Consider the following 15,631-nt stretch of genomic DNA (forward strand, 5'->3'; position numbering starts at 1 on the left):
GGATGGCAGAGGTTAGCTACAAGCATTTTTATGAGTATCTAATTAAATTCCTGCCTCTTTAATAGATAGTTTCAGTGCCATCTATTTTTTTAAAACGCAAGGTGCAAAAACACTAAGCTTTGATTGTTCTACAATGAACACCATTCAATAAAATCATCTATCATTGCGCTGATTGATGATTTAATGTTCACCTTGATCAGCTACGTTCAAAATCGGGAGTACTTCCTTGAGATGTCGGACAACCTTATTGTAGGCTGCGCGGGCTTGATCTGTTTGAATAGCTTCATTGAACTCAATTCCTGAAGACAAATAATACAAACCATTTTCGGTTTGCTGCGGCGGTAATATGGCTTGTTGATGATTGATGGCCGCAAGCAAATCGTTGATTCTCCGCGCTGCAACTTCTTCTTTAACGTTGGTTATTTACATTGTGCTTATTAGATGTAACTATACTCTTTCATTTTGACTTTCTTCTTCCAGAAGGAGAGCAAGAGCGGGATCGCTACGCTGCAAGAGGACATGGATATTATTTGCGCCATACTGAAGGTTGCCGAGGCGCTGGCAAAGGAGCTACGACATTGTAAACAGCATGATTGAAGGCCTCGAGATCGAAGCTAGCTCGGGCAATGTCTTCGCCGATCTTGGCCTGCCCGATGCCGAAAAACTCAAGATCAAGTCTGGGCTGGTGGTCGAGATCACCAGCGCCGTGCATCGCCTCGGCCTGACCCAAGAAGAGGCCGGGTGGCGCATGGGCATTCCGCAACCGAAGGTATCGGGCATGATGCGTGGCGACTTCGCCAACCTTTCTGAGTGTAAGCTGATGGAATGCCTCAACCGACTCGGGTACGATATTGAGACCAAGGTACGGCCAGCGATAAATTCGGTCGGGCATCTAGGTTTGGGGCCGGAGTGGTAAGGATAGGCTCCGACATCTTCTTTGTTATATATAATATGCAAGGTACCATTCACTTTATTTGGGACCTACCAAAAAAGTTGATTGAAGCACTCAAACCTCAACTACTCGATGAAGAGTTGGTATTTTTGTAGGCACCTTAATTAAAATCAATGGAATCATCATATAAATACAGGGTATATGGATCCCTTTGGATAGGCTATTTTGCACAGCTATGAATCACAGACCGACCATTTTGCTGGCAATTGACACGTCTACTGAATTTTGTTCTGTCGCGCTTGCAATAAGCTCGGCCGCGCACGAACCACCTCAATTGTATAGCCGGCATGAACTGACAGGGGCAACAGCTAGCTTGCGCGTGTTACCCATGGTGCAAGAGGTATTTGCTGAGGCCAAGCTGAATCTGAGTGCTTGCACGGCGCTGGCTTTTGGCGCAGGACCAGGCTCGTTTACGGGCTTGCGCACTGCAACGGGTGTTGTGCAGGGGTTAGCCTTTGCGCTACAAGTACCTGTGGTTCCGGTGAGCACTCTGCTGGCGTGTGCACAAGCTGCCCGCGCCCGCGACGCAGCGCTCACCCGGGTGCTGGCGGTGCTAGATGCGCGTATGCATGAAGTATATTGGGCACAGTTTGAGTTGGACTTAGAAACCCATAATTGGCGTACAGTGCAACCCGTAACTCTGACGGCATCTGATGCAATTAATTTCCCAGATGCTCCCTTTACCTTGGCGGGCAATGCGGCTGAGCTTTTAAGCGCGCAGCTTGCTCGCGCACCGCACCTGGTTAGCATTGATTCATTGGCGCTGCCTCATGCGGCAGCGATCGCCACGCTGGGCCTAAGTGCTTTGCGCGCGGGTCAGGTGGTATCCGCTGAAGATGCGATGCCGGTTTATATTCGCAATAAAGTTGCGTTCACGACTGCGGAGCGCCTTGCGCGAGCCGCACATGCGTAACAACACGCAATACCCAGCGAGGGTAAGAGAATGAATGCGGTCATGGTTACTGCTGGGTATCACTTCACTGCCATGCGCCAGATCGATTTGGTTGAAGTCATGGCGCTTGAGTGTATGGCTTATCCCTTTCCATGGAGCCAGGCTAACTTTGCCGACGCATTAGAGAATAATAATATCGGCATTTGCATGCGGGATAGCCGTGGCGTTTTATTGGGCTATTGTGTTTTAATGCCAGCCGTGGACGAGATGCAGCTCTTAAATTTGTGCATTAGTCCGGCGCTGCAAGGACAAGGGATGGGGCAGACGCTGCTTAAAGCAGCAGTACAATCTACGCGTACAGCAAAGTTAAACCGTCTTTTACTCGAAGTCAGAGCCTCCAATCAGCGTGCCTTGCGCTTGTATCAGCAGTTTGGTTTTACAGTTATTGGCCGTCGGAAAGAATATTATTTAGCTCAGCATGGTGCGCGTGAAGATGCGCTTGTGATGAAGCTTACCTTATCCATGGAGGGCACCCATGCCTGAGCCGGATTCGATCCTGGAAGAACTAGGTTTGACGCCTGTTTGGCGAACGCGCACCGCGAGTACAATAGGCGCGGCTGAATCTGCTGCGGCCGAAGCGTGCCCAAGCGTAGACGTTAAAGCGCCAAAAAAAGAATTTGAGGTTATCTCTGAACCGATCTCAGAGGTTTCTGAAACCCCTATTAGCCTGCTTGATTGGGACACTCTTAAAGCACGTGTTGCCAATTGCACGCGTTGCCGGTTATGTGAAAAACGCAACCACACCGTATTTGGCATTGGCGATGAAAAGGCTAGCTGGATGTTGGTAGGCGAGGCGCCTGGCGCCAATGAAGATCGCTTAGGAGAGCCTTTTGTAGGGCAGGCCGGCAAGCTGCTAGATAATATGTTGGGCGCAGTAGGGCGCACGCGTGAAAATGGCATCTATATTGCGAATGTGATCAAATGCCGCCCGCCTGGCAATCGCGATCCTCAACTTGATGAGGTGGCTCAATGCGAGCCGTATCTAAAACGACAGTTGGCGATCATCCGCCCGCAACTCATTCTCGCGCTTGGCCGCTTTGCTGCGCAAAGCTTACTCAAAACCGATGCCAGTATTTCATCGCTCCGGACTCGCGTGCATCAATATGAAGGCGTGCCAGTGATTGTGACTTACCATCCAGCTTATTTATTGCGTAACTTACCTGATAAAGCGAAAGCATGGGCAGACCTATGCCGAGCGCAAGAGATTTATCAAGCCATGAACCATTAGTTCACGCTTCATTTACTGGCAACTGAGCTCTTTGATTTTATCATCAGAAAGTTGCGTAGCTTGTTTAATAAAATCGAGCTTTACGCCACAGGCTAGCAGATTTTTAGCAATTTCAAGCGCAGCTTCTTGCCAACCTTTTTGCTGTCCTTCTTTACGTCCTTCTTCTAAACCTTCTTGCCGGCCTTCTTCCATTAAATATTGTGCAGCAGACATAATATTCTCCCGATAATGTGGTGCTATGTTAATCATAGATTGGACAAATTGCTTGTCGATTCCTCGACCTTCCTTTGCTAGATAATATAGTATGCCATTTCTTTTTTCAACTGAGATAGGATAACGCTCAAAGAGCTCAAATATTTTAGGCGCAAGCTGTGTCAGGTCCCAACGATGGATGTACTTTTGCGCCAAACTCATCACTGCGCAACGCTTATGGGTTATCAACACCTCGTCGGGTATCGCTGATAAAGCAATCAATTGAATTGAGTTTGTTAACGCAAATATTTTTTGTGCTATTGATTTGTGTCTGAAGCATTCTAAAAGACAGAGTGGGCCTTTATATGGGCCTGTACCCCGATAAAAAATCAATGGCAACACCACCGGTAGTAATGCATGACCTTGATTAAGGTGTTGTTTCATAATGGCGCTTTGATAGCGCCATAGCTTAAAAGGCGTTAATTGACCCACTGTGCTTTCATGTTCTAACAGAATATAGGCTAGGCCTTGACCGTTGATCACTTGGATTGAATAGACAATATCGCTATAATGTTGGCTTAAATTGTCTTCAACAAATGCGCCTGGAGCGAGAGATAGGGTGTTGAAATCAAATTCTTGTTGCAAAGAATTTGATAAATGGATTTGTAGAAATTCTCTAGCAAATTCTACATCCATCAAAAATAATTTGAATAAGGCATCATGCGGCATGGATAAAGCATTCATTTTGTTTATCGACGTATCGCGGCAAGAAGTTAAGAATGCTCAACATTCTGCCGCGATGCCTCAAGGATGAATACTAGCCTAAATGGCTAATTTTTCTGATGATGCATGTTCCACATAATCGAAAAAATGAGCTATCGACGTCTACCACCACTGATAAAAATGATGCACCGGACCCGTGCCGCTTCCCACGGTTAGTTTTGCGCTATTTATCAATGCTTGGGTTAAATAAGCTTTGGCATCGCTTACCGCATTTTCTAAATCTAGCCGTTGCGGCCTTAAGGCCGCAATCGCTGAGGATAGAGTGCACCCTGTGCCATGCGTATGAGTACTTAAAATACGCGCGCCGCCAAGGCGTGCATTGCCATTTGCTTCAATTAGCCAATCCGGGCTGAACTCGCTACCTAGGTGGCCGCCTTTCATCAATACTGCGCGCGCCCCTAGAGCACATAGCGCTTCGCCCTGGAGCACCATCTCTTCTTCGCTGGTCGCGCAGTCTTGTTCAAGCAGAGCTGCCGCCTCAGGTAGATTAGGCGTAATCAGTTCGGCAAGAGGGATAAGTTCGGCGCGTAAAATGGCAATAGCCTCTTTATCAAGCAGCGCATGCTGGCTTTTTGAGAGCAACACGGTATCGAGAATCACATGCGCGGGTTGATAGCGCTGCAGCGCTGCAGCTACCGCCCGTACGATATCTGCCGTGGCGAGCATGCCAATCTTGACCGCATCAATCGGAATGTCGCTCAAGACGGCATCAAGCTGTGCGCTTACAGATTCTGCCGTCGCTGCATAAACGCCGTGTACGCCATGCGTATTTTGTGCCGTGAGTGCAGTGATAACCGTTGTTCCATATACCCCCAGCGCTGAAAAAGTTTTTAAATCAGCCTGTATGCCAGCGCCACCCCCGGAATCAGAACCGGCGATAGTCAGCACATTGTGGATGGAAGTAGACATAAAGAGCTTCCTTTATCTGACCTTTAACAAAATTTAGGGTTTACTTTCGCCAATCAACGCCACTGCATCAAATTGACGCTGATTGGCTCGATGTAAGCACATTAATGCCCACATCATGATGCAAACTAATATGCCAAACAAGATAATCACTAAGGTAACGGGTATCTCTAACCAAATCAAGGCGGCATAAAGGCACAACATAGCCAAGACCGACAAATTCTCGTTAAAATTTTGTACGGCAATGGAGTGACCCGCAGACAGCAAAACGTGCCCTCGATGTTGCAGCAGCGCATTCATCGGCACCAAGAAAAAACCAGAAAGTAGGCCAACTGTGACTAAGAGTAGATTAGCTAAAAGTAAATAAAGAGGGATGTGTATCGAGCCAAGATTTACCCCCTTATTAGGCGCTAGATCGCTGGTGATAAAGGCCATTGCAATTAGCGCTAAGCCCATAAAAATACCGATTGGCAAGACGTTTAACGAGCGCTTTAATGGGACTTTGGCGGCCGCAATAATTGCGCCTGCGGCAACCCCTATCGAGACAACGATTTGGAGTGCGGCTGCTCGTGATAGGTTCATGCCCAGTGATACCTCGGCCCATTTCAGCACAATAAATTGCAAGCTTGCGCCCACGCCCCAAAACAATGTGGTGACGGCAAGAGAAATCTGCCCCAGCTTGTCACGCCATAGCGTTACAAAACAATCGGCAAAATCCGTTAATAAGCGCAGCGGATTGCGTTGCTGTTGTGGGTAGCGGGCACCTGTATCAGGAATTCCAAGATTAAAGACGGAGGCCAAAATATAAATTCCGGTAATCACAAGAATTGCTGCTTGGGTACGGGTTTCAATCAGAGGGAAGTTCAGTCCTAGCAAATAATGCGCAACTGCGGGGTTAATTAAAATGCCGCCAAGCGCTGCGCCAAGAATAATTGAGCTCACCGTGACTCCTTCAATCCAACCATTGGCGACAACTAATTTTTCAGGGGGTAAAAGTTCGGTGAGGATGCCGTATTTGGCTGGCGAATAGGCTGCTGCGCCAAACCCCACAATGCCGTAAGCAAACAGTGGATGAGCGCCAAACAGCATGGTTAGACAGCCGGCTACTTTAATTGCGTTGGTGATAAACATCACGCGGCCTTTAAGCATAGAATCAGCAAAAGCGCCAACAAAAGCCGCCAGTAGCACGTAAGAAAGCACAAAAAAAAGCTTCAACAGCGGGGTCATCCAGGGCGGCGCAAACAGATCGTTCAATAACGCAATGGCCGCGATCAGTAAAGCATTGTCGGCCAAAGAGGAGAAGAACTGCGCGGCCATAATAATGTAAAAACCTTTTTTCATTGAAATCGAATCGCTTAGCCTACTAAGATAAAAAAGTAATGTAAAAGAGGGTTGTTTTCGTGACGTTATAACACGAAAATACGGTTTTTTAAGTGAACCGTCTTGGGACAATCGATTTGTCCTCACCATTAGAATCCATGCCTCGTCCAATTTCCGCTGCTATCGATCTTACGGCACTTGCCCATAATCTTGCCACCATCCGCAGCCTTGTACCCCAGTCAAAAATCTGGTCTATCGTTAAAGCGAACGCTTATGGACATGGTCTAGCCCGAGTTCTGCCGGGGCTACGCAAAACCGATGGTTTTGGCGTGCTCGACCTTGACGCTGCAATCAAATTACGAGAGTTGGGTTGGGCCGGGCCAATTTTGCTACTTGAAGGTTTTTTTCATGCGACCGATCTTGAAGGGATCGATCGATACAGCTTAACCACCATTATTCATAGCGATGAACAGTTGCAAATGTTGGAGGCAACGCGCTTAACCAAGCCTGTTAATATCCAGTTGAAAATGAATACGGGCATGAACCGACTGGGCTACCGGCCGGAGGTTTATCCAGCGGCTTGGCAACGCGCCCGCGCCTGCCCTAATATTGGTCAAATCACGCTTATGACACATTTTTCCGATGCCGATAATGGGCGAGGTGTCGAGTACCAAATGGGTGAATTTGAACGCGGCGCTAAAGAGCTAACCGGCCCGCGCTGCCTAGCTAATTCAGCCGCCGTGTTGTGGCATGCGCGCACCCATGCTAACTGGGTGCGTCCAGGTATCTTGCTGTATGGCGCATCGCCTTCTGGTGTAGCGGCTGCGCTTGCCAATCATAGCTTTTTGCCGGCGATGACACTTACCAGCGAGATTGTCGCGGTGCAAACCCTAGCGCCAGGAGATACGGTGGGGTATGGCTCTAGCTATAAGGCGGAAAAGCCCATGCGGATTGGCGTAGTGGCATGTGGCTACGCAGATGGCTACCCTCGCGCTGCGCCCTCTGGCACACCAATTATGGTGGATCATATCAAGACCCAACTGGTTGGTCGGGTGTCGATGGATATGATAACGGTTGACTTAACGGCACTGCCTATGGCTGGGATTGGTTCAAAAGTTCAATTATGGGGCGCGGAACTGTCGGTGGATGAGGTAGCGCAAGCTTGCGGTACCGTGGGTTACGAATTGTTGTGCGCCCTCGCGCCGCGCGTCTCCGTCTGTGTTGTGTAATGAATATGGCGAAAAAAGCACTTTATGTCTGCAGCGCTTGTGGCGCGCAATCGCCTAAATGGCAAGGGAAATGTTTTGCCTGTAACGCATGGGATACGTTAATTGAAACCGTAGCTGAAACGCCCGTAGCTCATCGTTATCAAGCATTAGCTAAGTCTGCCCCAAGCCAAAAACTGGCAACCATTGAAGCGGCGGATGTGCCGCGCTTTTCAAGCGGCTTACAAGAATTTGACCGGGTGTTGGGCGGTGGTTTAGTCGCGGGTGGGGTGGTCCTGATTGGCGGAGACCCGGGCATCGGTAAATCAACGTTGTTATTGCAATCGCTTGCCGCCTTAGCTCGTGAGCGCCGTGTATTGTATGTAAGCGGTGAAGAATCTGGTGCGCAAATCGCCTTGCGCGCGCAGCGTTTAGGTCTTATAGACAACGCTGCACGCGCTAGCGAGTTACATTTACTCGCCGAGATTCAACTTGAAAAAATCCAAGCGGCTATTGTGGCTGAACAACCGACCGTAGCGGTGATTGATTCCATCCAAACGATCTATTCAGAAGCGCTTAGCTCAGCGCCTGGTTCAGTCGCGCAAGTGCGCGAATGTGCCGCGCAACTCACGCGCTTAGCCAAACAATTGGGCGTCACCATTATTATGGTCGGTCACGTCACGAAAGAAGGCAGCTTAGCTGGGCCCCGCGTGCTCGAGCACATTGTGGATACGGTGCTGTACTTCGAGGGAGATACGCATTCTGCCTATCGGCTGGTACGCGCTTTTAAAAATCGTTTTGGCGCAGTCAATGAACTCGGAGTCTTTGCGATGACCGAGCGGGGCTTGCGTGGTGTGGCGAATCCATCTGCGCTTTTTTTATCGCAGCATGAACATCGCGTGCCGGGTTCTTGTGTGTTGGTGACGCAAGAGGGTTCGCGGCCGTTGCTGGTTGAAATTCAGGCTCTAGTTGACACTGCTCACGTGCCCAATCCTCGTCGACTTGCCGTTGGGCTTGAGCAAAACAGACTTGCAATGTTATTGGCGGTGTTGCATCGTCATGCAGGCATTGCATGTTTTGACCAAGACGTGTTTTTGAACGCTGTCGGCGGAGTTAAAATTTCAGAGCCCGCTGCTGACCTTGCGGTCTTGCTTGCGATTCAATCCTCCCTGCGCAACCAGCCGCTGCCCAATGGGTTAGTTGTATTTGGCGAAATTGGACTCGCGGGCGAGATTCGCCCTTGCCCACGCGGACAAGAGCGCTTGAAGGAAGCGGCGAAATTAGGTTTTTCATTGGCTTTAATTCCAACTGCAAACGCCCCTAAACAGCCCATTGAAGGGCTTGAGATCATTGCTGTTGATCGGATTGAAAAAGCCATTGAACAGATACGTATGAGAAATAACGGCGGGTGATTTAAGAGTTTAGCGCAACAATGTGGAGTGCGAGTAAATCAGCGTTTCCCTAGAGAAGAAGATATGAACTTGCCCCCGTTGACTGCCGCCATACCCTTATCATTACCTACCAGCGTAAGCGCTCAATCTTGTATTACAGCATGTACCGTGGCCGCTTGATTTTTGACAATTTTTTCCTTTAATGAATTTTAGCCTTCAGTAAGGGGGACGTTTCTCGGCGGCAAGGTCAGTCGATTGTCCGAGCTAAATTAGATTTTTCATTAGTCTATATCTAAACCTTACGCGGCAGATTAAACTAAATGCGCCCGCCCCTGAATATCTGTACATAAGTGGGAAAGCTCACTACTTGGGATTGAAGTAGGGAATGTCAGCTCTCTTATAAGAGAAGGCTCTACAGGACTCGAGCGATAAGCGTGGGAATTTGTCTGGATCTCTTTGGAGGAACGGTGGGGTAATGGTACGTCGCTCTCCGCCAAGGCGTTCATAAAAACAGCAATTTGTTGAGCTGTTAGAGAAATGGAGCTCTTTAGCCCAGCCGTTGTATAGAAACAAAGTCTATTCTTGCGAATATAAAGTGGCGCAATACGGGTGCAACTCCATGGAAATAAAACGCTCGCATAGAGCGACTGTATCTGCCCAGGGGTTAGGTTTGGCAGCAAGGTGTAAAGCCGATCAATATGTAAATTTAAAATTTTGGTAATCGTAGCTTGATCATTTTCCTTATTCGCTAGCATAGCGACCAAAGTTTGAAGCACGGCATCGGGTAATATTTCTTGTTGGCTAAGTGCTTGAGCCGCTGCGGATTTCACATATTTTTCTTCATTCTTATCTTCTAGCACAGCCACTAAGGTTTGTATTACAGTTTCTGGTAGCTCTTCTTGTTGGCCTAGTGCTGCGGCCGCTGTAGACTTGGCGAGTTTCCCTCCTTCCTTGTTTTTGAGTATCGCGTTCCAAGCCTGAATGACGATTTCAGGCCGTATTTTTTGTTGGTTTAATGCTTTAGCAACTGCAGATATGACATATTCTTCGTCATTTTTATCTTCTAACACCGCCATTAAAGTTTGAGTCACGGTTTCTGATAACTGTTTTTGTTGTCCTAATGCTTCGGCAGCTATGGATCTAAGGGTTTTTTTCTCTTCCTTATTTTGTACTATTGCATCCCAGGCCTGGATGGCCTCTTCAGGACATTCCTTCTGCCGGCTTAAGATTTTTGTAGCCTCGATTTTGAGTGAGTCATCTTGATCCTGTAATGCTTTGATAAGAGCTGATTCGGCGTGGTTAGGCAAATTTTGGTGTTGGCCTAACACCTTAATGGTTCTGGATTTAAGCGCTTGATCTGTACTCGCTAGCGCTTTGAGCCAGATGTCCCTAATTTCGTCAGACAGTTTTTCTTGTCGGCCTAATACCATGGCGGCTCCAGACCTGATTTTTTCATTTTGATCTTCTAGCTCGATGGCTAAGGCCTCACAAGTGGCGGCTGGCAATTTGGATTGGCGATGCAATGCTTCGATAGCCGCGGACCGGAGATGCCATGCTTTTTCTTTATTCTGTAGCACCTCGGTGAAACCTTCAATGATGGTTTCAGGTAGGATGGTTTCTTGGCTTAATGTCTCGGCAGCAATAATTCTGAAATACCCATTTTCGTTTTTATGCTCACCTTTGAAAACAGAGAGCAAGGCTTGAGTGAGGGGAGCAGATAGCGTTTCTTGATTGTTTAGCGCTTTGGCAACTGAAGATCTAACACTTTCTTTTTCATCTGTATTGAGCAACACGCTGGACAAGGCCTGAATAGCGGCTTCAGGGACTATTTGTCGTCGATTTAATACTTGGGCCGCGGTAGATCTGACATATTCTCTCTCGCTTCTATCCTGTAACTGTGAGATCAAGACTTGCATGATGTTTGGATCAAGCGGCTCTCGCCAGCTAAATACCTCGGCCGCTGCAGACTTTAAATCTTCGTTTTCACCCTGAGTTTGCAGTAATGCGAGCAAGGCGCGTATGGCTGCTTCAGGCAGGGTTTCTTGCTGGCCGAATGTATTGATGGCCATCGCTCTAACTTCCTTGTCTTCACTTTTATTTTGTAAGACTGCGATCAATGCTTGAGTAATGGTTTCAGAGAGGGGCTGTTGTTGGCCTAATGCCTCAGCGGCCGTAGACCGAATATATTTTTCTTGATTCTGTAATGATGCAAGCAGGACTTGAATGGCTGTGTCAGGAAGCTCTTTTATACGACCTAATATTTTGCCAGCCGCATATCTGATCTCCCAGTTCGCATCCAGTAATGCTGAAATTAAGGTCAGGATGACGGCTTCGGTCAATGGTTTCTGCCGGCCTAATGCTTTAATTACTGCAATTCTGACATCCTCATCTTCAGCCGTGTTTTTTGACACTGTGCTTAAGGCCTGAATCGCGTCTCCAGACAATGTTTGCAGTTGACCTAAGGTCTCGGCCGCCTGCACTTTTGTTTCTTTTTTTTCAGTCTGATCCAGGAGCAATGAAATGATAGCCTGGGTAGCATTGTTAGACAAAGCGGAGCGGGCTCCCAAAGTGCGCATAATGCTAGTCTTCTTGCTTTCAGGCTGATGCAGATAAGCGAGCAGCAGATGCTCTGGGAATCCCGGATGGAGCCCTAATGTGCTTACGTCATCTAGGTTAAGACTCATCTCAAAGCAAAGCCACTGCATCCACTCTTTTTCTAGTCTAGTGAGAGTTTTTTCTTCTAATTGGGCGCGTGCTGCTTGTACGCATCCCAGCATCAGTTGTTGATGGCGAGCGCCAAGCAAGTCCTGCGGCTCTTCTTCTAATAGCGTAAAGAAGCGTTCTAAGGCAGCGCCTTTAAGCAACCCGGCCAACATTTGCCACATTTGCTCATAACGAGGGTCGTATTTATGTTCGGCGATAAAGGTACGTAATTGTGCTGGGCTGAGGATTAAACCGGAATCGATGGGTACAAGGTTTGCCTGGGCCGACACTGACTCGGCTTGCGCATCAATTTGCAGATGCTGAGCCAGGAACTTTGCGGCAAAAAATTCTTGAATGGATGGGTGCAAGAAATGGTAAGTAGGCTCGACTTCAGGACGCCTAACATCAGTCGTGTGTAAGAAGGAGGAGTGTTTCAAATCAGTGATAAGCCAGAATGGCGATTTTATTCCTAGCCGTGCTTTATCCTGAATTAGCGTATCCAGATTCACTGCAATGGTTCCGGTTTCTAATCCCTTAAAGGCTAAATAGCTTAAAGAGTGGAGTTCCGTAGCGATGAGCTTTTCTAATTTGGCTTGAGGCAAATTTTGGAGTGCTAAGGGTTCCAGGCGTGCGCCTTGATGTCGTTTTTTTAAGCGAATGCAATCTTTGCGCCAGAGTTGATTGACTATCGCCTCGTATAGCATGGCTATAGTGGTTTCTTCGTTTGCGCGGAGTTTCCCCCAGTTGGCACAAAGCGCATCAAGTAAAAGCGGAAGATTGGCCGGCCCCTGAGTCAGTGGGGTGCTTTGCATCAATTGTTGGATCGTTGCTTGGTTTGATTCAGGGATGAACTTTTGAACGTAAGCCTGCACATCATCCAAATTTAAGCCCGTGGTTTCTAGTTCTAAATCAAACTGACCGAGGGCGCGTGAGTTCACCCCAACCGGCCGGGAGGTTATTAAAACATGAGTTTGACTGAGTAATTCTTGTAAGAGTGGACGTAAAGGGCGGCCCTCATCCAACTCGCCAATGACCTCATCTAAACCGTCCAAGATGAACAAAGTTTGGGCTCGGTGGCGCTCAAAAGTTTGAGCTAACGCTTGCGCGTCTTCTTGGTGCGCAAAAAAGTGCTCGCAAAGTAAGGTTTTTAAATTGAGGGGCTGATCGGTTTTGAGCTGCGCCAATGGCAACCACAATACGCAAGCAAAATGATCGTGCCAAAGCGCCTTGTGCTGATAGTCAGAGACCAGCTTTTTGCATACAACGGTTTTGCCGCTGCCCGCTTGCCCATAGATTAAAACTCGTTTAGGTCGACCGCTTGAGCCATCATGTAACGTTTGTGGCTCAAAGAGGTGATTCAGCGTAACTAGCCTCGTAGAGTGTGGCTCGCCGTTAGGTCGCGGCTCGAAAGCGGTGGTTGACTGCGCCAGCGCTGTTTGCTCGGGTTGCGGTTGAAGGTGATGCTCAATCCGAGTGAGATTGGCATAGCAGGTATCAAGCGCTGCATTTTGATCTGAGAATGGCTGGGTCGATAAGCTCGCGTACTCATAATGTTGGTAGAGTGCATCGCGCAAACTTGCTAGAGAAAGGGCTTGTGTCGAGAGTTCCTGTAGCCGCGGGTTGAGCGGAGCTAATGGATATAGTGCCGTATCTAGCTTGGTGTAACGTTGCGCTTTGCTCGGTATTATGTTGGCTAATGGTTTGCTTGGCGGAGTTGGCCAAAATGGGGCCCAAGCAAAAGACATAGAGACGTTTTGCTTAGTGCTAGCGCGCGGAGCTAGCCAAATTTGCTTTAGTCTGCTTAGACCGTGGCTTACGGCCTGCTGGACCCGTACTAATTTTTTGCTTTCGGTTGGCGCAAACGGCTTGACGACTTGCTTCGCGCGGGCCATCCAATTGTGTCTCTGACTGACGGACGTATTATCTGGCGGTACAACATAAGTGAGAGGATCAGTTTTTTGTACAAAATTGCTTGGCTGGCGAGCTGTCTCAGCCGGGGAGGGGGGCAGTCCGATGCCAGAGTCTTTGCGCTTGATGGATTGATCGTTTTTTTCAGAGGCGAGATCTATTTGCGACTGGGGGCTGCCGCCACGCGATATTGAGGGGGGTGTTATGGGGCTTAGTAAAATTCCTACTTTATTCATCGTTTTCTACATCACTCTTTTAAAATAATTCTCTATGCGCTGTAAGTCGAAAAAGACTTGGCTTATCCTAGCGCTAAGCCGGGATTGTATAGGATCTAACCCTAAACCATCTTCAGATTGTTCTTATTTGCATTGAATTTCATTCATCCAAGCAGCGAGGGTGACTTGCACTGAGCTCCAAAAAAATGATTTAAGTGATCTCCATCACATATTGGTTCACAACGAATCTTCCTTGAGATGGTAGAATCCAGGGTGACGGGCCTCCTCGCATGGCGGTGCGGCCAATCTGGTCAGGTCGGGAACGAAGCAGCCACAACCGTTTCCCGCTAGTGCCGAGGATTGGGCTCGTCACCCCTAATTTTAAATTTTTCAATGACCTATCAAGTTCTCGCGCGCAAATGGCGGCCCAAGGATTTTGCGTCGCTGGTTGGACAGGAGCATGTCGTAAGGGCGCTTACGCACGCGCTTGAGCAGCAGCGTTTACACCACGCTTACCTATTTACTGGAACGCGTGGCGTTGGCAAAACGACATTGTCGCGGATTCTTGCCAAAGCGCTGAATTGCGAAACCGGTATTACGGCAACTCCCTGTGGTCAATGTAACGCCTGTCGCGCGATTGATGAGGCGCGCTTTGTTGATTATGTAGAAATGGATGCGGCGTCCAATCGCGGCGTTGACGAAATGGCTAGCTTGCTTGAGCGCGCTGTTTATGCGCCAGTCGATGCGCGCTTCAAAGTCTATATGATCGATGAAGTGCACATGTTGACGAACCATGCGTTTAATGCAATGTTAAAAACGCTTGAAGAACCGCCATCGCATGTCAAATTTATTCTAGCTACGACAGATCCCCAAAAAATCCCGGTAACCGTACTATCGCGCTGCTTGCAATTTAATCTTAAGCGGATGCCGGTTGTACATATTGTGGAGCACCTGCAAAAAATCTTAACCGAAGAAAAGCTGAGCTTTGAGTTGCAAGCGTTACGCTTGTTAGCACGCGCGGCGGATGGCAGTATGCGCGATGCGTTGTCGTTAACAGATCAGGCGATTGCTTATGCTGCGGGCCAAGTGAGTGAAGCCGCGGTGCGCGATATGTTGGGCGCGCTTGATCAACATTATTTGATGCGGCTACTGGACGCGATTGCAGCGGCCGATGGCGCTGCGGTATTGGCGATTGCAGATGAACTAGCCGCGCGCAGCTTATCATTTTTGTCGGCCTTGCAAGATTTATCTACAATCTTGCACCAGGTTGCATGGGCTCAAGTCGCGCCACAGTCGGTACTTGACGAATTGCCTGAAGCACAAGATATTCGGCGCTTTGCTAGCCTATTCTCGCCGGAGCAGGTGCAGTTGTATTATCAGATTGCGACCATCGGCCGCTCCGAGCTTGGACTGGCGCCGGACGAATATGCGGGTTTTACGATGACGCTGTTAAGAATGCTGGCATTTTATCCAGCTACTACAGCGGCAGCGGGTATAACATCTACAATTGCTGCAAGCCAAGCAAGCCAAGCAAGCCAAGCAAGGCAAGCCAAGCAAGCCAAGCAAGCCAAGCAAGCCAAGCAAGCCAAGCAAGCCAAGCAAGCCAAGCAAGCCAAGCAAGCCAAGCAAGCCAAGCAAGCCAAGCAAGCCAAGCAAGCCAAGCAAGCCAAGCAAGCCAAGCAAGCCAAGCAAGCCAAGCAAGCCAAGCAAGCCAAGCAAGCCAAGCAAGCCAAGCAAGCCAAGCAAGCCAAGCAAGCCAAGCAAGCCAAGCAAGCCAAGCAAGCCAAGCAAGCCAAGCAAGCCAAGCAAGCCAAGCAAGCTATTTAGCGAATGCAGCGAAGGACCCCGAGCCCGAGCTAGCGCGGGCGGCCAGTCA

At 48.6% G+C, this 15,631-nt stretch carries 11 protein-coding genes, 1 other RNA gene and 1 pseudogene; 8 read left to right on the forward strand and 5 right to left on the reverse strand.

Annotated elements, in window-relative coordinates:
- Nucleotides 1-180 precede the first annotated feature (180 nt).
- Nucleotides 181-378: a hypothetical protein gene (locus MCB1EB_RS04865; RefSeq protein WP_045362524.1), complete on the reverse strand. Its 198-nt coding sequence runs from the start codon at nucleotides 376-378 to the stop codon at nucleotides 181-183.
- Between the two features lie 211 nt (nucleotides 379-589).
- On the opposite strand from MCB1EB_RS04865, the gene MCB1EB_RS04875 reads away from it, so the two are divergent.
- From MCB1EB_RS04875 to MCB1EB_RS04890, 4 genes and pseudogenes are all read left to right on the forward strand, one after another.
- A complete protein-coding gene (locus tag MCB1EB_RS04875) occupies nucleotides 590-916 on the forward strand; it encodes a helix-turn-helix domain-containing protein (RefSeq protein WP_045362521.1) in 327 nt (108 codons plus the stop codon).
- A 211-nt stretch (nucleotides 917-1,127) separates the two neighbouring features.
- Entirely contained in the window at nucleotides 1,128-1,865 is a 738-nt protein-coding gene (gene tsaB / locus MCB1EB_RS04880) for a tRNA (adenosine(37)-N6)-threonylcarbamoyltransferase complex dimerization subunit type 1 TsaB (protein ID WP_045362518.1), read from the forward strand.
- Between the two features lie 30 nt (nucleotides 1,866-1,895).
- Nucleotides 1,896-2,387, forward strand: a complete 492-nt coding sequence (gene rimI / locus MCB1EB_RS04885) for a ribosomal protein S18-alanine N-acetyltransferase (protein ID WP_045362515.1) — start codon at nucleotides 1,896-1,898, stop codon at nucleotides 2,385-2,387.
- Nucleotides 2,388-2,565: 178 nt separating this feature from the next.
- Nucleotides 2,566-3,132: pseudogene (locus MCB1EB_RS04890) on the forward strand (uracil-DNA glycosylase); the annotation flags it as partial.
- Between the two features lie 12 nt (nucleotides 3,133-3,144).
- Here MCB1EB_RS04890 and MCB1EB_RS04895 read toward each other — a convergent pair.
- From MCB1EB_RS04895 to lplT, 3 genes are all read right to left on the reverse strand, one after another.
- A complete protein-coding gene (locus MCB1EB_RS04895; RefSeq protein WP_081953474.1) occupies nucleotides 3,145-4,068 on the reverse strand; it encodes an Rpn family recombination-promoting nuclease/putative transposase in 924 nt (307 codons plus the stop codon).
- 141 nt (nucleotides 4,069-4,209) lie between these two features.
- Nucleotides 4,210-5,016 (reverse strand): bifunctional hydroxymethylpyrimidine kinase/phosphomethylpyrimidine kinase, encoded by an 807-nt coding sequence (gene thiD, locus MCB1EB_RS04900; RefSeq protein ID WP_045362510.1) that lies wholly within the window; start codon nucleotides 5,014-5,016, stop codon nucleotides 4,210-4,212.
- Between the two features lie 33 nt (nucleotides 5,017-5,049).
- Nucleotides 5,050-6,354, reverse strand: coding sequence for a lysophospholipid transporter LplT (lplT, locus tag MCB1EB_RS04905; protein ID WP_045362508.1), 1,305 nt, complete (start codon nucleotides 6,352-6,354; stop codon nucleotides 5,050-5,052).
- A gap of 137 nt (nucleotides 6,355-6,491) precedes the next feature.
- Here lplT and alr point away from each other — a divergent pair, with 137 nt between their 5' ends.
- Nucleotides 6,492-7,562 carry an alanine racemase gene (gene alr, locus MCB1EB_RS04910; protein WP_045362507.1) on the forward strand — a complete coding sequence of 357 codons (1,071 nt, stop codon included), beginning with the start codon at nucleotides 6,492-6,494 and terminating at the stop codon, nucleotides 7,560-7,562.
- A 5-nt stretch (nucleotides 7,563-7,567) separates the two neighbouring features.
- Nucleotides 7,568-8,950, forward strand: coding sequence for a DNA repair protein RadA (gene radA, locus MCB1EB_RS04915; RefSeq protein ID WP_045365660.1), 1,383 nt, complete (start codon nucleotides 7,568-7,570; stop codon nucleotides 8,948-8,950).
- 290 nt (nucleotides 8,951-9,240) lie between these two features.
- Here radA and MCB1EB_RS04920 read toward each other — a convergent pair whose 3' ends face one another.
- On the reverse strand, nucleotides 9,241-13,776 hold the full coding sequence (locus MCB1EB_RS04920; RefSeq protein WP_045362504.1) for a HEAT repeat domain-containing protein: 4,536 nt from the start codon (nucleotides 13,774-13,776) through the stop codon (nucleotides 9,241-9,243).
- A gap of 254 nt (nucleotides 13,777-14,030) precedes the next feature.
- Between MCB1EB_RS04920 and ffs the strand changes: the two genes are divergently transcribed.
- Nucleotides 14,031-14,129: signal recognition particle sRNA small type (gene ffs, locus MCB1EB_RS04925), an RNA gene on the forward strand.
- 19 nt (nucleotides 14,130-14,148) lie between these two features.
- A complete protein-coding gene (dnaX, locus tag MCB1EB_RS04930) occupies nucleotides 14,149-15,582 on the forward strand; it encodes a DNA polymerase III subunit gamma/tau (RefSeq protein ID WP_232034147.1) in 1,434 nt (477 codons plus the stop codon).
- Nucleotides 15,583-15,631: the final 49 nt, after the last annotated feature.

This window comes from Mycoavidus cysteinexigens (genome assembly GCF_003966915.1).
Taxonomy (GTDB): Bacteria; Pseudomonadota; Gammaproteobacteria; order Burkholderiales; family Burkholderiaceae; genus Mycoavidus; species Mycoavidus cysteinexigens.